22 protein-coding genes are annotated in these 20,229 nt (G+C 70.6%); 12 read left to right on the top strand and 10 right to left on the bottom strand.

Annotation, left to right across the window (positions count from 1 at the left end):
* Nucleotides 1–11: 11 nt before the first annotated feature.
* From AC1HIL_RS39600 to AC1HIL_RS39610, 3 genes are all read right to left on the bottom strand, one after another.
* The gene (locus AC1HIL_RS39600) at nt 12–1,142 is read right to left on the bottom strand and encodes an ABC transporter substrate-binding protein (protein WP_479669459.1); all 1,131 of its coding nucleotides are present in this window, start codon (nt 1,140–1,142) and stop codon (nt 12–14) included.
* 125 nt (nt 1,143–1,267) lie between these two features.
* Nucleotides 1,268–2,479 (bottom strand): cytochrome P450, encoded by a 1,212-nt coding sequence (locus tag AC1HIL_RS39605; protein ID WP_479669458.1) that lies wholly within the window; start codon nt 2,477–2,479, stop codon nt 1,268–1,270.
* 13 nt (nt 2,480–2,492) lie between these two features.
* Nucleotides 2,493–2,948 carry a nuclear transport factor 2 family protein gene (locus AC1HIL_RS39610; RefSeq protein WP_057594134.1) on the bottom strand — a complete coding sequence of 152 codons (456 nt, stop codon included), beginning with the start codon at nt 2,946–2,948 and terminating at the stop codon, nt 2,493–2,495.
* A 137-nt stretch (nt 2,949–3,085) separates the two neighbouring features.
* On the opposite strand from AC1HIL_RS39610, the gene AC1HIL_RS39615 reads away from it, so the two are divergent.
* The 4 genes from AC1HIL_RS39615 to AC1HIL_RS39630 are packed head-to-tail and all read left to right on the top strand — an operon-like array spanning nt 3,086 to nt 6,401.
* Nucleotides 3,086–3,991 (top strand): branched-chain amino acid ABC transporter permease, encoded by a 906-nt coding sequence (locus tag AC1HIL_RS39615; protein ID WP_256222704.1) that lies wholly within the window; start codon nt 3,086–3,088, stop codon nt 3,989–3,991.
* Nucleotides 3,988–4,926 (top strand): branched-chain amino acid ABC transporter permease, encoded by a 939-nt coding sequence (locus AC1HIL_RS39620; RefSeq protein ID WP_479669457.1) that lies wholly within the window; start codon nt 3,988–3,990, stop codon nt 4,924–4,926. The genes AC1HIL_RS39615 and AC1HIL_RS39620 overlap by 4 nt, the downstream gene beginning before the upstream one ends.
* The gene (locus tag AC1HIL_RS39625; RefSeq protein ID WP_057594135.1) at nt 4,923–5,681 is read left to right on the top strand and encodes an ABC transporter ATP-binding protein; all 759 of its coding nucleotides are present in this window, start codon (nt 4,923–4,925) and stop codon (nt 5,679–5,681) included. The genes AC1HIL_RS39620 and AC1HIL_RS39625 overlap by 4 nt, the downstream gene beginning before the upstream one ends.
* Before the next feature lie 3 nt (nt 5,682–5,684).
* Nucleotides 5,685–6,401 (top strand): ABC transporter ATP-binding protein, encoded by a 717-nt coding sequence (locus AC1HIL_RS39630; RefSeq protein WP_479669456.1) that lies wholly within the window; start codon nt 5,685–5,687, stop codon nt 6,399–6,401.
* Between the two features lie 15 nt (nt 6,402–6,416).
* On the opposite strand, the gene AC1HIL_RS39635 is transcribed toward AC1HIL_RS39630, so the two are convergent.
* On the bottom strand, nt 6,417–7,835 hold the full coding sequence (locus AC1HIL_RS39635; protein WP_479669455.1) for an aldehyde dehydrogenase family protein: 1,419 nt from the start codon (nt 7,833–7,835) through the stop codon (nt 6,417–6,419).
* Nucleotides 7,836–7,950: 115 nt separating this feature from the next.
* On the opposite strand from AC1HIL_RS39635, the gene AC1HIL_RS39640 reads away from it, so the two are divergent.
* Together AC1HIL_RS39640 and AC1HIL_RS39645 are read left to right on the top strand one after the other, a co-directional pair.
* A complete protein-coding gene (locus AC1HIL_RS39640) occupies nt 7,951–8,922 on the top strand; it encodes a LysR family transcriptional regulator (RefSeq protein WP_479669454.1) in 972 nt (323 codons plus the stop codon).
* A 94-nt stretch (nt 8,923–9,016) separates the two neighbouring features.
* A complete protein-coding gene (locus tag AC1HIL_RS39645; RefSeq protein ID WP_479669664.1) occupies nt 9,017–9,382 on the top strand; it encodes a helix-turn-helix domain-containing transcriptional regulator in 366 nt (121 codons plus the stop codon).
* Nucleotides 9,383–9,394: 12 nt separating this feature from the next.
* Here AC1HIL_RS39645 and AC1HIL_RS39650 read toward each other — a convergent pair whose 3' ends face one another.
* The 6 genes from AC1HIL_RS39650 to AC1HIL_RS39675 all read right to left on the bottom strand — a co-directional run bounded on the left by AC1HIL_RS39650 (nt 9,395) and on the right by AC1HIL_RS39675 (nt 14,628).
* The gene (locus tag AC1HIL_RS39650) at nt 9,395–10,204 is read right to left on the bottom strand and encodes an AadA family aminoglycoside 3''-O-nucleotidyltransferase (RefSeq protein ID WP_479669453.1); all 810 of its coding nucleotides are present in this window, start codon (nt 10,202–10,204) and stop codon (nt 9,395–9,397) included.
* Between the two features lie 69 nt (nt 10,205–10,273).
* Nucleotides 10,274–10,897 carry a hypothetical protein gene (locus AC1HIL_RS39655; RefSeq protein WP_479669452.1) on the bottom strand — a complete coding sequence of 208 codons (624 nt, stop codon included), beginning with the start codon at nt 10,895–10,897 and terminating at the stop codon, nt 10,274–10,276.
* Between the two features lie 8 nt (nt 10,898–10,905).
* Nucleotides 10,906–11,676: a DUF899 domain-containing protein gene (locus AC1HIL_RS39660; protein ID WP_479669451.1), complete on the bottom strand. Its 771-nt coding sequence runs from the start codon at nt 11,674–11,676 to the stop codon at nt 10,906–10,908.
* 29 nt (nt 11,677–11,705) lie between these two features.
* A complete protein-coding gene (locus tag AC1HIL_RS39665) occupies nt 11,706–12,368 on the bottom strand; it encodes a Vgb family protein (protein WP_261211044.1) in 663 nt (220 codons plus the stop codon).
* Nucleotides 12,369–12,416: 48 nt separating this feature from the next.
* A complete protein-coding gene (locus tag AC1HIL_RS39670; protein WP_479669450.1) occupies nt 12,417–13,637 on the bottom strand; it encodes a helix-turn-helix domain-containing protein in 1,221 nt (406 codons plus the stop codon).
* Between the two features lie 13 nt (nt 13,638–13,650).
* Entirely contained in the window at nt 13,651–14,628 is a 978-nt protein-coding gene (locus AC1HIL_RS39675) for a helix-turn-helix transcriptional regulator (protein ID WP_479669449.1), read from the bottom strand.
* Between the two features lie 126 nt (nt 14,629–14,754).
* Between AC1HIL_RS39675 and AC1HIL_RS39680 the strand changes: the two genes are divergently transcribed.
* From AC1HIL_RS39680 to AC1HIL_RS39705, 6 genes are all read left to right on the top strand, one after another.
* The gene (locus AC1HIL_RS39680) at nt 14,755–15,459 is read left to right on the top strand and encodes a fumarylacetoacetate hydrolase family protein (protein WP_479669448.1); all 705 of its coding nucleotides are present in this window, start codon (nt 14,755–14,757) and stop codon (nt 15,457–15,459) included.
* Between the two features lie 25 nt (nt 15,460–15,484).
* Entirely contained in the window at nt 15,485–16,363 is an 879-nt protein-coding gene (locus tag AC1HIL_RS39685; RefSeq protein ID WP_057594198.1) for a polysaccharide deacetylase family protein, read from the top strand.
* Nucleotides 16,364–16,441: 78 nt separating this feature from the next.
* Nucleotides 16,442–17,692 carry an MFS transporter gene (locus tag AC1HIL_RS39690; protein WP_057594197.1) on the top strand — a complete coding sequence of 417 codons (1,251 nt, stop codon included), beginning with the start codon at nt 16,442–16,444 and terminating at the stop codon, nt 17,690–17,692.
* Nucleotides 17,689–18,447, top strand: coding sequence for a sulfite exporter TauE/SafE family protein (locus AC1HIL_RS39695; RefSeq protein WP_057594196.1), 759 nt, complete (start codon nt 17,689–17,691; stop codon nt 18,445–18,447). Before AC1HIL_RS39690 ends, AC1HIL_RS39695 begins: the two co-directional genes overlap by 4 nt.
* 41 nt (nt 18,448–18,488) lie before the next feature.
* Entirely contained in the window at nt 18,489–19,910 is a 1,422-nt protein-coding gene (locus AC1HIL_RS39700) for an amidohydrolase family protein (protein ID WP_479669447.1), read from the top strand.
* Between the two features lie 117 nt (nt 19,911–20,027).
* Nucleotides 20,028–20,222: a hypothetical protein gene (locus AC1HIL_RS39705; protein WP_413765612.1), complete on the top strand. Its 195-nt coding sequence runs from the start codon at nt 20,028–20,030 to the stop codon at nt 20,220–20,222.
* Nucleotides 20,223–20,229 lie beyond the last annotated feature (7 nt).

Raw genomic sequence — 20,229 nt, forward strand, 5'->3', positions numbered from 1 at the left:
CGCTCAGGCGATCACTGCACCGCCACGAACTCCCCGCCCTTCACCTGCAGCAGCACGCCGCCATAGCTGGGGTTGCGCCCCGCGTCCACGCTCCAGGTGCCGTTGCCCAGCACCATCGGCACCTTGTTGAGCTTCGCGAGCTCGTCGCGGATCTTCGTGCGGTCGGGGTTCGGGCCGGCGTTCTTCACCGCCTGCACCGCGACCTGGCCCAGCGCGTAGCCCATGCCGGCCCAGTTGTCGGGCGCGGCCTTGTACCTGGCCTGGTAGGCCTTCACGAAGGCCTGGTTCATCGGCGAGGGATTGCTGGGCGAATAGTCCGACACGAAGTAGGTGCCCTCGACCGCCTTGCCGCCGGCCTTGATGAAGCCGGCCGAGCCCAGCGTCGACGGGCCGATGAACTTGACCTTCGACTCGAGCCCGGCCTGGCGGATCTGCAGGATCAGGTTGGCCGAGACCTCGGCCGGCGCGGCGATGAAGATGGCGTCGGTGGGCGTGGTCGCGATCTTGGTCGCGAGCGCGAGGAAGTTGGAGTCGGAGGAGATGAACTTCTCGTCGGCCGCGATGGTGACGCCGGCCTTGGTGAAGTAGTCGGCCAGCGCGTTTTTCTGGCCGATGTAGCCGTCGCTGCTCTGGTCGTGCAGCAGCACCACGCGCTTCACGCCGAGCTTCTCGGAAGCCAGCTTGCCGAGGAAGCCCATGATGTCGGTCGGCGTGGCCTGGATCTTGAAGGCCCAGGGGCCGGTGGCGAGGATGCCGGGCGAGCTGCCGATGGCGAGGATCGGCAGCTTGAGGTCGTTGGCCACCGGCGCGCCGGCCAGGGCCTCGGCGCTGACCGTGGGGCCGAGGATCAGCATCACGTTGTCGCGCTTGCCGAACTGGTTGACGAGGTTGATGACCTGGCCCTTGTCGCCGGCGGTGTCGCCCTCGACGATCCTGAACTTGTTGCCGCCGGGCAGCCCCTGCGCGTTGGCTTCCTCCAGCGCCAGCTTCATGGCGTTCTGGATCGGCACGCCGCCGAAGGCGTAGGTGCCGGTCATGGCGTTGAACACGCCGACGGGAATCTCCTTGCCCTGCCCGAAGGCGAGGCCGCTGAAGGCGAGAAGCAGCGCGCCGGCGACGGCGGCTCTGCGATGCATGGTCATGGTGTGTCTCCAAGGGCGCGCGAAGGTGCGCGGTTTTTCTCAGGGGGCCATGGCAGTGTCTTCATGCATCCGGGTTGCGTCAGTCCCCATCGCAGGGGACGGACCGACCCGAAGCGGTGCCGAAGCTATTCGGCCACCAGCTGCAGCGGCAGCACGTCGAGCGTGCGCAGCGTGTTCACCGGCCGCCAGCGCGATGCGCCCGCGGGCTCGATGCGTTGCACGCGACGCACCAGCGCGCCGAGGATGCTCTCGGCCTCGAGCCGCGAGATCATCTGGCCGATGCACACGTGCGCGCCCACGCCGAAGGCGCGGTGCACGCCCGCGGTCTGGCGCGTGACGTCGAAACGCGCCGGATCGGGCCACTGGCGCGGGTCGCGGTTGGCGGCACCCATGTGGTAGCCGACCTTGGTGTCGGCGCGCAGCCGCACGCCGCCGAGCTCGACCTCGCCCGTGGTGGTGCGGAACATCACCTGTGCCGGCGATTCCAGGCGCAGCGCCTCCTCGAACGCGCCCTTGATGAGCGCCGGGTTGGCCTTCACGAGCGCGAACTGGTCGGGGTGTTCGGCCAGCAGCTTGAGCGTCGATCCGATGCCGGCGATGGTGGTGTCGACGCCGGCGCGGAAGAAGGAGCGCACATGCAGCGGCGCCGTCCCCTTGTCGAAATGGCCCGCGTCCTCGGCCTCGTAGATCTTCTCGGCGAAGCCGCCGGGCAGCGTGTGCTCGCGCTGCAGCACCTGCTGGTACCAGTCCATGATCGGCGCGGCGCGCTCGAGCGCCTGCGCCACGCGCTCGTTGTTCGGCCCGAGCTGGTTGAAGTTGAGCTCGCCCGTGAGCTTGATGCGCTCGGGCGGCACCGCGATGCCGAGCACGGCCGGGAACACTTCGAGCACGTAGGCTTCGGTGATGTCGGCCACGCCGTCGACGCGGCCGCGCGCCACCGCGGCCTCGGCGATCTCCTCGGCGCGCTGCGCGAACTTCTCCTTCCAGCTCTTCACGACCAGCGGCGACAGGATGCGCTGCAGCGCGGCGCGCACGCGCGTGTGCTCGGGCGGGTCGATCTCCGAGATCGGGCTGCGCGTGCGCCAGGCGCCGGGCTTGCGGATGTCGCTCATGCCCACGCCGCCCTCGACCGTGAAGCGCTCGAAGTCGCTCGCGACGATGCCGGCCTCGGCATGGCGCGTGACGGCGTAGTAGCCGTGCGGCGCGACGTAGACCGCGGGCGCCATCTCGCGCATGCGGTCGAACAGCGGATAGGGATCGGCGATGTTCGCGTCGGAGAACGGGTCCTCGTCGAGGACCGGTGCGTCGGGAACGGACAGGGTGGCGGTGGCGTTCATGGGTCGGTGCTCCTCAATCCGCGCTCGGCAGCACGCGCACGGTCATGTCGGCGATGCGCCAGCCCTCGCCGGTGCGCCGGAAGCGCAGCTCGTACTTGCCGAACATCGCGATCTTGCCGGGGCCGTCGCGCCAGTCGGTGATGAGCGCGCGCGCATGGCCGTGGGCCTCGTCGGCGCCTTCGCCGGGCACGGCGTAGAAGTCGGTCATCTGGTGGTGCATGCGCTGCCTGAACTTCTTCTTCATCACATCTTCCATCAGCGCGAGCAGATGGTCGCGGCCGTGGATGGTTTCGGGCGGCAGGCCGCTGCCGCCCTGCGAGGCGGGTGGCGAGTTGGCGCGGGTCCAGCTCGCGTCCTCGGTGAACAGCTGGGCGAAGTCGGGATCGCCGGCGTCGGCCAGGTGGCCGTAGCGGGCGAACAGGGAACGGATCTCGAGCTCGTCCTCGACGGGCAGTTGCGGAAAGCGCATGGGGTCTCCAGGGTCGGCACAGTGCTTCGCCCAGTGTCCGCAGGCCCGCCGCGCGCGTCTGTCCCCATGCGGGGGACGGCGGCCCCGGGCGCACCCGTACCACCGCAAGGGGACATACAACCAAGGGCCGCATTCCGATGATCGCCGCCATGCTGATGCAACAACTACTCAATGGCGTGGTCGTGGGCAGCGTCTACGCGCTGTTCGCGCTCGGGTTTACCCTTCTGTTCGGGGTCAACCACATCATGAACATGGCCCACGGCTCGGTGTTCATGTGGGGCGCGTTCGCGGGCCTGTACGCGGTCACGGTGCTCGACGCGCCGATCTACGTCGCCTTGCTGATCGGCATGCTCGCGGGCGGGCTGGTGTCGGTGGCGCTCGACCTGTTCGCGTTCCGGCCGCTGCGCCGCCGTGGCGCGCCGGAGTTCTCGGCCATCGTCTCGTCGATCGGCGCCGACCTGGTGCTGCTGGCGCTGGCGCAGAAGCTGTCGAACACGGCCGTGATGCGCTTTCCCTTCGATGCCTTCCCGGTGGTCATCTACACCATCGGCGGCGTGCGCGTGCAGCTGCTGCAACTGGTGATCGTGGCGCTGGTGGTGGCGATGGTGTTCGGCCTGGTCTGGTACCTCTACCGCACCGGATTCGGCCAGCGCATCCGCTGCGTGGCCTATTCGGAGCAGACCTCGCGGCTGCTGGGCATCAACCCCGGGCCGGTGAACATGCAGGTGTTCCTGATCTCGGGCGCGCTCGCGGGCATGGCCGGCGTGCTGATCGGGCTGGTCTTCAACTCGGTGCACTTCGCGATGGGCGAGCCGCTGCTGCTGCGCGCCTTCGTGATCATCATCCTCGGCGGGCTCGGCAGCATTCCGGGCGCGCTGATCGCGGGGCTCGCGATCGGCATCGTGCAGACGCTCGCGGTGGCCTACGTCTCCTCGGGCGTGGCGGAGGCGATCGTCTTCACCGCGCTGTTCGTCGTCATCCTGGTCCGGCCCACCGGGCTGTTCGGTCAATCGTCCGCCGCCATGCGGGTGCAACGCGCATGATGAACTTCTTCTACACCTACCAGTCGCTGTTCGACCACATCCTGGTCTACGCGATGCTCGCGATGAGCCAGTACGTGGTGCTGCGCGCGGGCGTGTTCTCGCTCGGCAGCGCGGGCTTCGCCGCCATCGGCGCCTATGGCTGCGCGCTGCTCGTGGTCAAGGCCGGCTGGCCGCCGCTGGCGGCGATCGCCGCGGGCACCGCGCTCGGCGGCGCGGCGAGCGCCGTGCTGGCCTTTCCGCTGTCGCGGCTGCGCGGCGTGTTCCAGGCGGTCGCCACCCTGGCCATGGTGCAGATCGTGCTGTCGGCCACGCAGAACTGGACCAGCGTGACCAACGGCGCGATCGGCATCAGCGGCATTCCGAAGGTGGCCGGCACCGGCGAGCTGCTGCTGATCGTGGTCGCGGTGGTGGTGCTGCTGGCCGCGATGGGCCGCCACAGCATCGGCCGCGCGATGGACGTGATCCGCGAGGACGAGACCGTGGCCGTGTCGCTCGGCATCTCGGTGCCCTACCACCAGCGCATCGCCTTCATCCTCTCGGGCCTGCTCGCGGGCCTGGGCGGCGCGCTGCAGGCCTCGAGCAGCTACGCCATCACGCCCGGCGAGTTCGGCTTCGGCATGCTGGTGGCGGTGCTCGCGATGGTGGTGCTAGGCGGGCGCACCTCGGTGTGGGGCGCGCTCGTGGGCGCGGCCATCCTCACCACGCTGCCCGAGCTGTTCCGCGTGTTCGCCGACTACCGCAACGTGGTGCAGGGCATCCTGCTGATGCTGGTGATCGTCTACCTGCCGCGCGGCGTGGCCGACACCGCGATCGCGCTGCTGCACGACCGCCGGCTGCGGCGCCAGGCGGGCCACGCGGCGCGCGCGCCCGCGGCACCGGCGGTGCCCAAGGCACCCATCGTCAAGACATCGATCGAAGGAGGCGTGCGCTCATGACCGCGACCTTGGTTCTCGAAGGCGTGGCCCGCCATTTCGGCGGCGTGCCGGCGGTCGACGGCCTGAGCCTGCAGGTGCCGGCCGGGCAGATCACCGGCCTGATCGGCCCCAACGGCGCGGGCAAGACCACGGTGGTCAACCTGATCACCGGGCTGCTGCACCTGACGGCGGGCCGGGTGCTGCTCGAGGGCCGCGACGTATCGCGCGACGAGGCGCCCGCGCTCGCGCGCGCCGGCGTGGCGCGCACCTTCCAGAACATCCGGCTGGTGCCCGATGCGAGCGTGCGCGAGAACGTGGTGGCGGGCTTCCATCGTCACGAGAAGTCCGGCCTATGGGCCAACCTGCTGGGCCTGCCGTCGGCGCGCGCCGAGGCGCGCGAGCTCGATGCGCGCGCGATGGAACTGCTCGAGCGCTTCGGCATGGCCGCGCTGGCCGAGCACCGCGCGGGCAGCCTCTCGTACGGCCACCAGCGGCGCATCGAGATGATGCGCGCGCTGGCCACGAGCCCGAAGCTGCTGCTGCTCGACGAGCCCGTGGCCGGCATGAACGACGCCGAGGCCGAGAGCCTCGCGGGCATCTTCCGCAACGTCGCCGCCAGCGGCGTGGCGGTGCTGCTGATCGAGCACAACATGCGCTTCGTCATGTCGCTGTGCTCGCACCTGTACGTGCTGGCCTCGGGCCGGCTGATCGCCGACGGTCTGCCCGAGGCGGTGGGGCGCGACCCGAAGGTCGTCGAAGCCTATCTGGGAGCCTGAACCATGCTCGAGATTCGAAACCTCGACGTCCACTACCGCGGCATCCAGGCGCTGCGCGGCGTGAACCTCCATGTGAAGCAGGGCGAGATCTTCGCGCTGATCGGCCCCAACGGCGCCGGCAAGTCGAGTCTGGTGAACGCGCTCTCGGGCCTCGTGCCCACGGGCGGCGAGATCCGCTTCGAAGGCCAGGCGCTGGGCCGCATGCCCGCGCACCTGCGTTCGCGCGCCGGCATCATCCAGGTGCCCGAGGGCCGGCGCGTGATCGCGCCCCTGTCGGTGGCCGAGAACCTCGAGCTCGGCCGCCAGGCTGCCGGCGTGCGCGGCAGCGACGCGAAGGACCTGGAGCGCGTGCACGCGCTGTTCCCTGTGCTGAAAGACCGGCGCCAGCAGCTCTCGGGCTCGCTGTCGGGCGGCCAGCAGCAGATGCTCGCGATCGGCCGCGCGCTGATGGCACGCCCGCGCGTGCTGATGCTCGACGAGCCCAGCCTCGGGCTCGCGCCCGTGATCATCAAGGAGGTGTTCCGCGCGCTGGTGCAGCTCAACCGCGAGGGCATGACCATCCTGCTGGTGGAGCAGAACGCGCGCCTCGCGCTGCAGACCGCGCACCGCGCCGCGGTGCTCGAGCAGGGGCGCATCGTGCACGAGGGCATGGCGAGTGACCTGGCGAACGATCCGGTGATTGCGGACCACTATTTCGGGCGCGCGGGATTGATCGCCTGATCGGCACGCTCGGGGTCAGGCGGTGGTGATCGTCTTCGGCTCGAGGAAGGCTTCGAGCCCGAACACCCCGAACTCCCGACCGAGGCCCGACTGCTTGACGCCGCCGAAGGGCGCAAGCAGGTCGGGCGCGATGCGGTTGACGAGCACCGTGCCGGCCTCGAGGCGCGTGGCGACGCGGCCGGCGCGTTGCGCATCGGACGAGAACACGTAGGCCTGCAGTCCGTAGGGCGAGTCGTTTGCGATCGCGACGGCCTCGTCCTCGCCTTCGTAGCCGAGCACCGACAGCACCGGCCCGAAGATCTCCTCGCGCGCGATGTTCATGTCGTTGCGCACATCGGCGAACACTGTGGGCCTGACGTACCAGCCGCGCGACAGTCCCTCGGGCCGGCCCTCACCACCGGCCACGAGCGTCGCGCCCTGTTCCTTGCCGCGCCGGATGAAGCGCTGGATGCGCTCGAACTGGGCCGCGTTCAACAGCGGACCGATCGCCGTGGCCGGATCGCGCGGATCGCCCACGCGCAGCGCTGTCGCGATGGCGGCGATGCGCTCGATCGCTTCCGGCATGCGCGCACGCGGGATCAGGAGCCGCGTGCCCGCGACGCAGGCCTGACCGTTGTTCATGAAGGCCGCGTTGAGCGCCAGCGGCAGCGCGCTCGCGAAGTCGGCGTCGTCGAGCACGATCGAGGCCGACTTGCCGGTGAGCGCGAGGCTCACGCGCTTCATGGTGTCGAGCGCGGCGCGCGCGATCAGCTTGCCGGTGGGTGTCGAGCCCGTGAACGAGAGCTTCGCGATGCCGGGATGGGTGGCGATCTCGTCGCCCACGTCGGCGCCGCGGCCGAGCAGCACATTGAACGCGCCCGCGGGCAAGCCCGCTTCGTGCAATGCCTCGGTCACCACCCGGGCTTGGATAGGCCCGAGTTCGCTGGGCTTGATGACCGAGGCGCAGCCGGCCGCGATCGCCGAGGCGAGCTTGCTGCAGACCGAGCCCGCGACGCTGTTCCAGGGCGCGATCAGCCCGGCCACGCCGACCGGTGCCATCGTCACCGTCGAATCGCCCACGCGGCGCGTGAACTCGAAGGCCTCGAGCGTGCGCGCCGCGTTGGCGAAGCATTGCGAGGCGTAGTCGCTGACCCACTGGGCGCGCGCGAGCGGGCCGCCGTACTCCTCGATGGTCGCGTCGCGGATCGCGTCGGTGCGCGCGAGCACGGCGGTGCGCAAGCGCTCGAGCATTTCGATGCGCTCGGCCTTGCCGGTGGCGGCCAGCGCGGGCTGGGCGCGCTGCGCGGCCGCGATGGCGCGCTTCGCGTCGTCGCGGTTGGCGAGCGTCGCGCTGCCGATGCGCTGTTCGGTCGCGGGGTTGGCGATCTCCACGACCTCGGTGCCCTGCACGGGCACGAAGGCGCCGTCGATGTAGGCCTTGTCGATGTTCCACATGGTGCTGACTCCTGGTTTATTGCCGCCGGTTGGCGGGGTTGAAGGCAGTCTAGGAATCCAGCATCGTTTTGAGAATCCGATCAAAATGAGATGACTCATCCAGAAAATCGGAACAATGCACAAGAGCGGCCTGATCGAACTCGAGGTGGTGCTGGCCGTTGCGCGGCGGCAGGGCTTTCGCGCCGCGGCGGTGGAACTGGAGATGTCGACCACCGCCGTCAGCAATGCGGTGTCCAGCCTCGAGGCCCGGCTTGGCGCGCGGCTGTTCCATCGGACCACGCGCAGCGTCTCGCTGACCGAGGCCGGCCGGCAGTTCGTCGCGCAGATCGGCCCGGCCGTCACGAACATCCGCGATGCGATGGACAGCGTCGGCGAGCGCCGGGCCACGCTGGGCGGCACTCTGCGCATCAACAGCGCGCTGGGCGCGGCGCTCATGGTGTTCCGCCCGCTCGTGGCAGAGTTCCTGCGTCGCCATCCGGGCGTGACCGTCGACATCGTCACCGAGGGCCGCATGGTCGACATCGTCGCCGAGGGCTTCGATGCCGGCCTGCGCCTCGCGCCGCTGGTGCCGCGCGACATGGTGCGCGTGCCGCTCGGCGGCAGCCTGCGCATGGCCGTGGTGGCGTCGGCCGAGTACTTCGCGAACCGCCCCCGGCCCGAGGTGCCGGCCGACCTGATGCAACACGCCTGCATCCGCGCGCGACTGCCGAGCGGCGTGCCCTCACCGTGGGAGTTCGCGCAGGGCGGCGAGCCGTTCACTGTGGATGTGCCAGGGCCGCTCGTGCTCGATGCGCCGATGCTGATGCTGGAGGCGGTGCGGCAAGGGGTGGGGGTGGCGCAACTGGCCGAGTGGTACGTGGCCGAAGACCTCGCTAGCGGGCGGCTGGTGCGCGTGCTCGACGAGTGGACGGTGCCGGTGCCGGGGTTGTGCATTTATTACGCGGGGCATCGGCATCTGCCTGCGGCGTTGCGGGCGTTGGTGGATTTGGTGCATGAGCTTCGGGCGGGTGAGGAGAAACGAAGCGTCGGGGCAGGGAGGGCGAAAGCAAAGCGCGCAGGTGGCGCGGCAAGGTCGAGCGGACGTTGATTCGGATCAGCGTGTCGAGGTAGCCTTCGGCTGGTCGGCGCAGGCGTGGCGCGAAGGAAGATAAAAGATGGCAACCACTGGCAGCGGAGAGCAGATGCCGAAAGGCAAGCCGCATGACGATGCAATGGCCGAGCTGTACCGCAGCGATCCGGCCCTGGCGATGGACGTCATCAATGGCATCCTGGCCGACGGCGACCAGGCCGAACTGCTGATCGTGCTGCGCCAGATGACGCAGGCATTCGGCGGGGTGCAGTCCGTGGCCGAGCAGGCGCAGCTGAATCCGACCCAGCTCTATCGCACGCTGTCGCCGAAGGGCAATCCTGCGCTCAGCAGCCTGTCGGCCATCCTCAGGGCGTTGGGGCTGCGACTGGCGGTGCAGCCGCTGGCCATGTCTACGCAGGCCAGCCGAACCCGCACGGTCGGAGCGTCGTGGACGGCCCCATGGACGGGAAGTCGATGACGGGCCGAATGTTCAGTTCGGCCCGTCCCTTTGCGATGCCAACGCCCGTTCCACAGCCGGCTTGGCATACGCCACGAACCCCGCCACCTCGCCCTGCCGCGCCGCCAGATCATCTTCCGCCTGCCCCAGATAAGCCTCCCTCGCCCGCGCCATCAACGGCCGCAACTCACCGGGCAGCCGTTCGATCACCCAAGCCGCCGCCGCATCCTTCGAAGCAATGCCCCCGGTCGCGGCACTGAACCAGATGCGCGCCAGCGCGAGCACCACGTTGCGCTCGTCGCCCTCCCAGTCCGGAGGTTCGCTCCAGATGCCGATGGTGTCGCGCAGCGCCTGTGCGAAGTCGCTCGCGGGCACCGGGTCGAACTGGGTCTCGGCGGCGGGGCCGATCAGCGGGACGCTGTGTTGCCTGGCCTTGGTCAGCAGGATCGCGAGGTCGCGGTCGATCTCGGGCGCGTCGAAGACGCCGGCCTTCAACTCGTCGCGCAGCCATTCGCCGAACTGCAGTTCGCGCCGCGCCGGGTAGCGCCAGGGCAGCACCTCGTCGCGCACGACGATCGTCACCTCCAACGGGCGCAGGGCCGCGTCGGTGCCGGGCGCGGCCGACACCGAGAGCAGGTCGGTCATCAGCGCCTGCCGGGTCGCGGGCGCCAGCGGCGCGGTCACGCAGACCAGCAGGTCGATGTCGCTCCCGGGCTGGAGGCCGCCATCGACGGCGGAGCCGAACAGGTGCAGGGATTCGAGGGTGTCGGACAGGTGGCGTTCGAGCACGACACGGGAGAGCGAGAGTTGCGGTGCGATGTCGATGGGGAGCAATGCGGTCATCGGGCTATTCGAACGTCGACGCATCGCGGTTGCAATCGTGCACCCGTGGGGCCGAGGGGTTTTCGCCGGTCAGCGCAGCGCGATCAGCAGCAAGCCTGTAGCCGCCAGCGCCGCGGTCCAGCCGCGCTTCAGTGCCTGCCCTTCGAGCCACCGCGGATGCCGCGCGATGCCGCGGCACACGCCGGTGGCGATCAGCCCGGTGGCCAGCAGCATCGCCGCCGTGTGCACCGCGACCGCGGCGAGCGCCAGCGCCATCGAGCCCGATGCGGTGCTGGCCCGCGCGGGATCGCCGCCGAGGCACAGCGGCACGAGCGCGGGCACCAGCATGAGCCCGGCGCCATGCGCGGTCGCCATCACGAAGGACCAGCCCGCGAGGCCTGCATGGCCCGCGCGCCATCCGATGGTGGAGCGGCCACCGCGCAGCAACCGGTAGGCCGCTGCGAAGAGAAGCAGCGCACCAGCCAGTACCTGCACCAGCGCACGGTCCAGCCACAGCCCCTGCGCGACGACCAAGGCCACGATCGCGACCGATGCGAAATGCCCGACGGCGATCGGCAGCAGCGCGCGCCGTGCCCTTCCATCGTCGCGCGCCTGCACGCCCCAGGCCGCGGCAAACATCCAGCCGTTGGCCGGACTCAGTCCATGCAAGGCGCCGAGTCCCGCGACCGCCAGCCAGGGCCATAGCGCGGTCATGGGAGGTCTCAGCCGCGCGACGAGCAGCACGCATGCGCCGCGGGCCGCGTCTCGTAGCGGTCGTGATGACGCACCCACGCCATCGTGTGCTCGAGCCCTTCCTCGTCGCGCCCCTTGGGCACGAGGTCGATCAGCGGATAGGCGCCCATCATCACTTCCACGCCACGGCCGTAGCGCGAGTAGGTGTGGAACACCTGGCCCGCCGCGTCCTTGAAGAACACGCTGATGCCCGGCGCCTCGGCCTGCGGAAAGGGTTGCATGGCGAAGTTGTAGTAGACCGAGCCGCTCGCGAATTCCTCGGGCGTGAAGCTGACGTGGAAGTCGTGGTTGAAGTCGTTGCGCGCCGACGAAACCCACTTGAACTTCCAGCCCATGCGCTCGCGAAAGCGCTCGATCTCGGGCAGCGCATTGCGCGAGACCACGAGCAGCGTGACGTCGCGCGCGGCCAGGTGCGGGGCGGCGCCGTCGTGGTGGTCGGCCATGTACGAGCAGCTCGGGCAGCCCTGTTCCCAGCCGGGCGCGAACATGAAGTGCTGCACCAGCAGCTGGCTGCGGCCCTCGAACAGATCGGCCAGCGCGCGCGGGCCGTCGGGCGTGTCGAAGACGTAGTCTTTCTCGACACGTACCCAGGGCAGGGCGCGGCGTTCGGCCGCAATCTGGTAGCCCAGTCGCGTGAGTTCCTTCTCGCGTTCCAGCAGGGCGCGACGCGCCTCGGTCCATTGCGCCCTGGAGACGACGGCGTGGTGCGCCGTGCCTGCTTCGGTGGTCGTTGCATTCATCGGATGCTCCTTGCGTGAGGTTCGGTGGGTCAGTGCGCGGGCCGGCGCACCGCGCGGACCTTGCCGCTCGGGCCGCCGCCGCAGTAGAAGAGGCCTGCACCATCGGACTCGAGCCCGCTGACGCCCGTGCCGCGCGGCATTTCGAGCCGCTCGAGCACCTCGCCGCTGCGCGGGTCGATGCGGCGGATGTCGCTCTCCTCGGCCTCCCAGGTGCCGTGCCACAGCTCGCCGTCGACCCAGGTCACGCCGGTCACGAAGCGGTTGCACTCGATGGTGCGGCGCACGGCGCCGGTCGCGGGATCGATCTCGTGGATCTTGCGGTCGCGGTACTGGCCCACCCACAGGCTGCCCTCGGCCCAGGTGAGGCCCGAGTCGCTGCCCTGGCCGGGCGCGGGTATCGAGGCCAGCACCCGGCCGGTGGCGGGATCGATCTTGTCGATGCGGGCCTCGGCGATCTGGTAGAGATGGGTGCCGTCGAAGGCCGTGCCGGCATCGCAGGCGCGGTCCAGCGCCTTCGTGGTCTCGCCGCTGTCGGGGTCGAAGGCCACCAGCTTCTCGCCGGTGGCGGCCCAGACGCGCTGGCCGTCGTGGGTCACGCCGTGCACCTGGGTGGCGCCCGCGAAGGGCCCGTACTCGCGCACGATCTCGGCCGCCCGGGCCCTGGAACTGTCGTGGATGGTCTTGGCTGTCATGGTTGGCTCCTTGGGAGGCACCGGAACGTCGGCGCCTTGGAGGCAACTCTATGCAATCGCGAGCGTGGAGGGGAGTAACAAGATCGTCGTGAAACCGGCCAGCGGCGGCGCCAGCCAGCGCCGCGCGCGGGTCTGGCCGATGGCGCGCACGCGGCCCTCGGCCTCGAGATCTGCCAGCGCGCGCTGCACGGTGCGCTGGCTGGCGTCGAGCGCGAGCGCCAGCGCAGAGGTCGACCAGGCGGCGCCGTCGGACAGCAGCGCCAGCAGCGCGGCCTGGTCGCCGGCGATCGGCGGCGCCAGCACCGAGACCGGCCGCTCGTCGTGCGGCCGTAGCACGAAGCCGCGCGCGCTGGCCTCGATGCGCGCCAGCGGCTTGACCAGCGCGCGCAGCCGGCCGATCTCGACGCGCAGGCGCGCGCGGTGGGTCTCGTCGGGGTCGCGGGTGCGGAACACCTGCGCGATCAGCGCCTCGCGTTCGACGTCGCCGGGCCAAGCCTCGGCCAGCGCGAGGGCGAGCGCGAACAGCACCGGGCGGCGTGCCAGCGCGCGCCATGTCGTGCCCGCGCCCACGGCGCGGCGGCAGGCATCGACCACCAGCGTGCCCGAATCGAGCAGCGCCTCGACCTCGTCGAGCCGCAGCATCCGTTCGCCGCCGGGAAAGTATTGCCGCGCCGCGGGGCGGTCGAGCGCGGCGCGCGTGTCGACCACTTCGGCCAGCAGGGCCGGCACGCCCGCATGCTCGGCGGCGATGCGCGCACGGGCCAGGGCGTCGCGTGCCGGCGCAGTGCGCAGGGAACGCAGCGCCAGTTCGGCGGTGGCGAGCTCGGCCACGGCCGCGAGCGAGGCCGGCAGGCCCTGGCCGTCGAGATGGGCCAGCGCGTCGCGCGCCTCGTCGAGCCGCCCGAGCAGCAGCGATCGCCGCGCCGCGATCAGCCAGGCCTGCAGCGCATTGGTGGGATCGCCGTGCGCCTCGAGCGTGGCGGCTGCCGCCAGCAGCGCGCGCGGCGAGCCGCCGAAGTCGCGCATTGCCAGCGCCACCTCGGCCTCGGCGACCACGCAGCGCGCGCGTGCCAGTGCCTCGTGCGCGCCGAAGCCGCGCGCGGCGCGGCGCAGCAGCTCGCGGGCGCGCGCATGGTCGCCGAGCTGGGCCATGGCGATGCCGCGCAGCGCCAGTGCCGGCGGATCGTCGCGCAGCGCGACCCGCTTGAGCGCGCCGAGCGCGTCGCCCGCGGCCAGCGCGCGCGCGGCGGCGGCGATCAGGGAGTCCATCGAAGTGGCGCCGCTATTCGATCCAGGTTCGCGCGCCCACGCCCTGGTACTGGCGCCGGTAGGCCGAGGGCGTGGTGCCCACCACCTGCCGGAACCGGCGCGCGAAATGGGCCGGCTCGGCGAAGCCCGTGCTCTCGCCGATCTCGGCCGCCGAGGCCGAGGTGAAGACCAGCAGCGTCTTGGCGCGGTCGATGCGCCGCTCGGTCACGATCTCGAGGAAGGTCTTGCCGGTCTCGCTCTTGAGCAGGTGCGCCAGGTGGGTGGCCGACACGTGGCTGGCCTGCGCCGCGTCGCCCAGGGTCAGCTCCTGCGCCAGGTTCTGCGTGATGTAGCGGATGCAGCGCAGCACCGCCTGCTTGTACGACTGCAGCACCAGGCCCTGGGCCTCGCAATGGCGGAAGTCCTCGCCGTAGCGCCGCCACACCATGCCGATCAGGTTCAGCAGGTGGCCGCGGATCAGCAGGTGGCTGGCCGTGTCCTCGCCCGAGGGCCGCTGCGCCTCCTGCGTCATGCGCTCGCACAGCGCCTGCAGCTGTTCGGTCTCGGCCGCGTCGAAGCGGAAGTCCAGGCAGTGCTGGAAGCGGAACGGCGCGAGCTCGGGCGCGCGCGCCAGCGGCACCTCCGACAGCTCGAACACGTCGAGATCGAGCGAGGGCAGCAGGTAGTCCTTGCTGATGTTGATGATGTGGAACACGCCGTCGGCCGCGTTCGGGATGTAGTGGACCAGGAAGGGCAGCACGAAGCTCACCGTGCCCGGCCCGATCGGGCGCTGGCCGCCGCCGATGTAGTGCGTGGTCTCGCCGCGCGTGTTGACGTAGATCTGGAAGTACTCGTGCCGGTGCGGCACCGGGTTCGGCAGGATGTTGGTCTGGTCGTGGATGCCGAAGTAGGCGCGCTGCGCCCGCGTGGCCATGGTGTAGTTGCCGATGGCGGGGCGTGCGGCGCCGGAGCGCGGCAGGGGCGGGTCGATGAGGGAGGGCGCTGGTTGCATGGCGGGCCTGGCACGAGGAATCGCAAGGATTGCATATCTTTGCGCAAGCCTGTGCGTTGAGGCGGGGAGGCCTCGTTCCTAGACTCTAGCCACTCCTTCACAACCCTTCCAGAGAGACAACACGCAATGCCCACCAGCCCCGCGCCCGGCGCCGCCGACGCCCTCCAGGTCGCCCCCATCTCCATCGACATCGTCGGTAGCGACCAGCAGTTCCCCGTGCGCCGCGTCTACTGCGTGGGCCGCAACTACCTGGCCCACATCCGCGAGATGAAGGAGGGCGACGAGCGCGATCCGCCGTTCTTCTTCCAGAAGCCGGCCGACGCGGTGGTGACCGACGGCCGCGTGCCCTATCCGACGCTGACCGAGGACTTCCAGTTCGAGTTCGAGCTGGTGGTGGCGATCGGCAGCGAGGCCTCCAATGTCTCGCCCGACACCGCGCTCGACCATGTATTCGGCTACGCGGCCGGCCTCGACATGACGCGCCGCGACCGCCAGCGCGAGTGCAACAAGCGCGGCCTGCCGTGGGAGCAGGGCAAGTCCTTCGACCATTCGGCGCCCTGCGGCCCGATCCATCCGGTGGCGCGCGTCGGCCACATCCGCTCGGGCGCGCTGAACCTCGCGGTCAACGGCAGCGTGCGGCAGGATTCGGTGCTCGAGAAGATGATCTGGAACGTGCACGAGATCGTCAGCGAGCTGTCGAAGCAGTACCGCCTGCTGCCCGGCGACCTGATCTTCACCGGCACGCCCGAGGGCGTGGGCCCGGTGCAGCGCGGCGACCGGCTCACGGGCCGCATCGAGGGCCTCGAGCCGCTGCAGGTCGAGATCGTCTGAACGCACAAGGCCAAGGAGACACCGCATGAAACCGCTCGAACGCATCGCCTATTCGGCCATCGCCGACCGTCCCGCCCGCCGGCTGCCCGGCGGCAAGCGGCTCGCCGTCTGGGTCATCGTCAACGTCGAGGAATGGAACATCGACGAGACCATGCCGCGCACCGTGCTCACGCCGCCGGCCGGTGGCTCGCCCATGCCCGACATCCCGAACTGGGCCTGGCACGAGTACGGCAACCGCGTCGGCTTCTGGCGCATGCTCGAGGCGATCGACGCGCTCGGCATTCCCGCCACGCTGGCCATCAACGGTTCGGCCATCGGGGCCTACGAGCCGATCGCCCGGGCGGCGAAGGCGCGCGATTGGGAATTCATCGGCCACGGCTTCGGCCAGCGCAACATGCAGAAGGTGCCCGACGAGGCCGAGGACATCGCCAAGACCACCGAGGCGATCCGCGCCTACACCGGCAAGCGCCCGCGCGGCTGGCTCGGCCCGGGCCTCACCGAGACCTGGCACACGCCCGACATCCTGGCCGAGCAGGGCTACGAGTACGTCTGCGACTGGGTGCTCGACGACCAGCCGGTGGAGCTGAAGACGCGCAACGGCGGCCACATCGTCAACGTGCCCTACACGCAGGAATGCAACGACGTGGCGATGATGCTGATCCAGCACCACAAGGCCAGCGAGTACCGCGACCGCGCCATCGACCAGTTCGAGCAGCTGTACGCCGACGCCCGGGACTCGGCGCGCGTGATGGCGCTGGTGGTGCATCCGTACATCATGGGCGCGCCGCACCGGCTGCGCTATTTCCGCGAGGCGCTGGCGCACATCCGCGAGCGCGAGGACGTCGGCTTCTTCACCGGCGAGCAGATCCTCGACTGGCATCTCGCGACGCGCGACGCCGCTTGAGACCCGCCCCGGCGCGCGCCGCCGGGGCTGCCTTTTCCCCAGAACAAGAGTCTCGCCCCGGCGAGAAGGAGACAGATCGTGCATTCCACCACCTCGGCCCTGCCGCTGGCCGGCGACGCGCGCCGCGAGGCGCCCATCAGCGGCCTCGAGATCGCCATGTTCCTGGTGCTGCTCGCGTCCTACGCGCTCAATGCGATGGACCGGCAGATCTTTCCGCTGATCGCGGCCGACGTGCGCCGCGAGTTCGGCTTCGGGCTGGCCGACACCGGACTGCTGTCGACCATCTTCACGCTCGGCATGGCGGTGGCCGGCGTGCCCACCGGCTACCTGCTGGCGCGGCTGTCGCGCAAGACCGTGCTGCAGATCGGCATCGCCATCTTCTCGCTGGGCACGCTGCTCACGGCCTACTCGCACGGCTTCGCCGACATGATCGCCTACCGCGCGGCCACCGGCATCGGCGAGGCGATGCAGCTCACGGTGGTGATCGCGATCGCGGCCAGCCACTTCGCGCGCTACCGCGCCACGGCCGTGGGCGCGATCAATTTCTCGTTCGGCATCGGCGCGATCGTGGGGCCGCTGCTCGGCGGCCACCTGATCGGCGCCGAGCGCGACTGGCGGCTGCCGCTGGTGGTGTTCGGCGTGGCGGGCTTCGCGGCCATGGCGCTGATCGCGCTCACCGTGGGCCGTCGCATGACCGAGAACGTGGCCGCGGCCGACACGCGCGCCGACCAGCGCGGCGCCGAGCGCATGTGGAACCGCAACACCGTGCTGCTGACCGCGATGAGCGTGATCGGCGGCCTGTGCATCTACGGCTACCTCGGCATGTACCCGACCTTCCTGCGCGAGCACCTGCACTACACGCCGGCCGATACCGGCCGCGTCATGAGCATCTTCGGCTTCGGCGTGTTCGCCTCCATCTTCGGCGGCTGGCTCGGCGACCGCTTCCATCCCAAGCTGGTGCTGTCGCTGAGCTTCGTCGGCACCGGGCTGCTGGGCTTCCTGCTGTTCTCGGGTCCCGCCGGCATCTGGGTGCAGTCCGCGCTGTCCTTCGCCTGGGGCCTGGTGGTCAGCGGCGTGCTCTACGTGAACCTGGCCGGCTATCACATCAAGGCGGTGCGCGCCTCGCTCACCAACCGCGCCACCGGCGTGTTCGTGACCACGCTGTACGGCGCGGGCGCCTTCGCGGGCTACATCATCGGCGCCATCGCCGCGCGCCTGGGCTGGGGCTCGGCCGGGCTGCTGCAGATCACGCTGCTGGCGGCGCTGGGCGTGGTGCTGACGGCGCTGCTGCGCACCGACCGCATGTCGCTGCCGGCGCGCAAGCCGTGAGCACGGCGTTCGAATGGGCGCTGCTCGGCGGTGCCGCGGCGCTGGCCGGGGCGCTCAACGCCGTGGCGGGCGGCGGCAGCTTCCTCACCCTGCCGGCACTGGCGCTGGTCGGCGTGCCGCTGGTGTCGGCCAATGCCACCGGCACCGCCGCGCTGCTGCCGGGCTACCTGGCGGGAGCGTGGGCGCTGCGGCGCGAGCTCGCGGGGCCGATGTCGCCCTCGCTGCTTCGGCTGGGCGTGCTCTCGGTGTTCGGCGGCGCGGCCGGTGCGGCATTGCTGCTGTCGACCTCGAACCAGGCCTTCGGCCGCATCGTGCCCTGGCTGCTGCTGGCCGCGACGCTGCTGTTCGCGATCGGGCCCGCGCTGGTGCGACGCCGGGCCGAGGTCGCCGCACCGGGGCGCGCCTGGCTCGCCGACCTGGGCATCGTGGCGGTCGCGGTCTACGGTGGCTACTTCAACGGCGGCCTCGGCATCCTGCTGCTCGCGGTGCTCGGCGCGCTCGGGCATGCGGACATGGGCCGCATGAACGGCATCAAGAACTTCGTCTCGGCCATCCTCACGCTGATGGCGGTCGCGATCTACGCGGCCAGCGGCGCGATCGTCTGGACCCATGCGCTGTGGATGGCGCTCGGCGCCACGGCCGGCGGCTATGCGGGCGGCACGGCCGCGCGGCGGCTGCGGCCGGAGCTGGTGCGTGGGTTCGTGGTGCTGACGGGGCTCGCGATGACGGGGGCCTTCTTTCTCAATGCGCGCTGAGGCGCGCGATCCTTTTCCTCACTTCCTCACCGGGACAGCCCATGCAAACCAGCAAGAGAGACTTCATTCACCTGGCCGGCGCCCTGGCGGTGGCCGCCACCGGCGCGCCAGCGCTCGCCACTCCGGCCCGGGCCAGCCGCGGCAGCTACCTGATCCGCAACGGCGCGGTGATCACGGTCGACCGCGCCACCGGCACCCTGCCGCGCGCCGACGTGCTGGTGCGCGACGGCACCATCGAGAAGGTGGGCCGCGGCCTGCGCGCACCGGGCGTCGAGGTGATCGACGCCACCGACCGCATCGTGATGCCGGGCTTCGTCAATTCCCACTACCACCTGTGGAGCGCGATCGGCCGCAGCTTCACGGCGCGCGAGGGCTTCTCCTACTACCCGGCCAAGGGCGCGACCTCCACGCTCTACACGCCCGAGGACTTCTACAACAGCGTGCTGCTGGGCTGCGCCGAGTTGGCCCATGGCGGGACCACGACCGTGCACAACTGGTCGCACAACACGCGCTCGCCGGCCCATGCCGACGCCGAGTTGCGCGCGCACCGGCAGTCGCTGCTGCGTGCGCGCTATTCCTACGGCCACGTCGACCAGATGCCGGCCGACGAACTCAACCGCTACGAGGACCTGGCGCGCGTGCGGCGCGACTGGTTCGGCGAACGTTCGCCGCTGGCCGGCCTGGTGCACCTGGGGCTGAACCTGCGCGGCCCGCAGCAGAGCACCGAGGCCGTCTTCCACGAGGAGATGAAGTTCGCCAAGGCCAGCGGGCTGCCGGTCGCGATCCATGCGCCGCAGGAGGCGCCCAACAACGTCGACGCGCTCGACTACGAGCGGCGCGGCTACCTCGGGCCCGATTTCATGATCGCCCACTACGTGCCCGCGAGCCCGGCCGACCTCGCGGCGCTCGCGCGCACCAGGACGCCGCTGAGCTTCGCCACCCATTCCGAGCTGCGCCTGAGCGGCACCGGCGACGCGCGCGCCGCGCTGTTCGCGATGCGCGCGGCGGGCCTCGCGGTCTCGCTGTCGAGCGACGCCACCTCGATCGCGCCGCCAGACATGTTCGAGGCGATGCGCTTCACCTGGAACCTCGGCGTGCCCTGGGCCGGCACGCCGAGCGCGGGCGCGAAGCCGGTGGGCGTGCACGAGGTGATCGAGATGGCGACGATCAACGGCGCCATCGCGCTGGGGCTCGGCGATGTCACGGGCTCGATCGTCGAGGGCAAGCGCGCCGACATCATCCTGGTGCGCGCCGATGACCTGAACATCGGCCCGGTGGGCAACGCCGAGACCGCGATCGTGCAGAGCGGCAGCGCCGCCAACGTCGAGACCGTGATGGTCGATGGCCGCATCGTCAAGCGCGGAGGTCGTCTGGTGGCCTACGACACCCCGGCCCTCATGCGCCGCGCGCGCCAGTCGGCCGAGCGGATTCGCGCGGCGGCGGGCGCGGCCCTGCAGTCCTGAATACAGCGGCCGCCTACAAGCGCCGGGCTTCGGCACTGACGGGTGCCCGCACGGCCGGCCCCTACCATCGGTCCCCATGCGCCGGGCCTGTTGCCCGGCAAGCACCAGGAGCCGCACATGACGAAAAAAATAGGATCGCTGGCAGCCGGTGCTGCCCTGCTGGGATCGTTCTTCCTCGCGATCCTCGCGCCCATGGCGTGGGCGGTGGAGAAGGACGATGCCGCCACCGAGACGGTGATCCAGACCGCCGCGCCGGCCTGCGAGGCCACGGCCGCGCACGACGGCGTCTTCACCAAGGCCTGCCTCAAGTAGTCGGTCA

The sequence above is a fragment of the Variovorax sp. ISS6 genome (genome assembly GCF_056523145.1).

What these genes read in the sequence shown, in the direction of transcription:
- AC1HIL_RS39610 (WP_057594134.1), bottom strand. Translation starts at nt 2,948, where the DNA reads ATGCGCTTTCCGCAACTGCCCGTCGAGGACGAGCTCGAGATCCGTTCC.
- AC1HIL_RS39635 (WP_479669455.1), bottom strand. Translation starts at nt 7,835, where the DNA reads ATGTGGAACATCGACAAGGCCTACATCGACGGCGCCTTCGTGCCCGTG.
- AC1HIL_RS39665 (WP_261211044.1), bottom strand. Translation starts at nt 12,368, where the DNA reads ATGACAGCCAAGACCATCCACGACAGTTCCAGGGCCCGGGCGGCCGAG.
- AC1HIL_RS39655 (WP_479669452.1), bottom strand. Translation starts at nt 10,897, where the DNA reads ATGACCGCGCTATGGCCCTGGCTGGCGGTCGCGGGACTCGGCGCCTTG.
- AC1HIL_RS39625 (WP_057594135.1), top strand. Translation starts at nt 4,923, where the DNA reads ATGACCGCGACCTTGGTTCTCGAAGGCGTGGCCCGCCATTTCGGCGGC.
- AC1HIL_RS39605 (WP_479669458.1), bottom strand. Translation starts at nt 2,479, where the DNA reads ATGAACGCCACCGCCACCCTGTCCGTTCCCGACGCACCGGTCCTCGAC.
- AC1HIL_RS39615 (WP_256222704.1), top strand. Translation starts at nt 3,086, where the DNA reads ATGATCGCCGCCATGCTGATGCAACAACTACTCAATGGCGTGGTCGTG.
- AC1HIL_RS39660 (WP_479669451.1), bottom strand. Translation starts at nt 11,676, where the DNA reads ATGAATGCAACGACCACCGAAGCAGGCACGGCGCACCACGCCGTCGTC.
- AC1HIL_RS39670 (WP_479669450.1), bottom strand. Translation starts at nt 13,637, where the DNA reads ATGGACTCCCTGATCGCCGCCGCCGCGCGCGCGCTGGCCGCGGGCGAC.
- AC1HIL_RS39630 (WP_479669456.1), top strand. Translation starts at nt 5,685, where the DNA reads ATGCTCGAGATTCGAAACCTCGACGTCCACTACCGCGGCATCCAGGCG.
- AC1HIL_RS39620 (WP_479669457.1), top strand. Translation starts at nt 3,988, where the DNA reads ATGATGAACTTCTTCTACACCTACCAGTCGCTGTTCGACCACATCCTG.
- AC1HIL_RS39645 (WP_479669664.1), top strand. Translation starts at nt 9,017, where the DNA reads ATGCCGAAAGGCAAGCCGCATGACGATGCAATGGCCGAGCTGTACCGC.
- AC1HIL_RS39700 (WP_479669447.1), top strand. Translation starts at nt 18,489, where the DNA reads ATGCAAACCAGCAAGAGAGACTTCATTCACCTGGCCGGCGCCCTGGCG.
- AC1HIL_RS39680 (WP_479669448.1), top strand. Translation starts at nt 14,755, where the DNA reads ATGCCCACCAGCCCCGCGCCCGGCGCCGCCGACGCCCTCCAGGTCGCC.
- AC1HIL_RS39675 (WP_479669449.1), bottom strand. Translation starts at nt 14,628, where the DNA reads ATGCAACCAGCGCCCTCCCTCATCGACCCGCCCCTGCCGCGCTCCGGC.
- AC1HIL_RS39650 (WP_479669453.1), bottom strand. Translation starts at nt 10,204, where the DNA reads ATGACCGCATTGCTCCCCATCGACATCGCACCGCAACTCTCGCTCTCC.
- AC1HIL_RS39705 (WP_413765612.1), top strand. Translation starts at nt 20,028, where the DNA reads ATGACGAAAAAAATAGGATCGCTGGCAGCCGGTGCTGCCCTGCTGGGA.
- AC1HIL_RS39640 (WP_479669454.1), top strand. Translation starts at nt 7,951, where the DNA reads ATGCACAAGAGCGGCCTGATCGAACTCGAGGTGGTGCTGGCCGTTGCG.
- AC1HIL_RS39685 (WP_057594198.1), top strand. Translation starts at nt 15,485, where the DNA reads ATGAAACCGCTCGAACGCATCGCCTATTCGGCCATCGCCGACCGTCCC.
- AC1HIL_RS39600 (WP_479669459.1), bottom strand. Translation starts at nt 1,142, where the DNA reads ATGACCATGCATCGCAGAGCCGCCGTCGCCGGCGCGCTGCTTCTCGCC.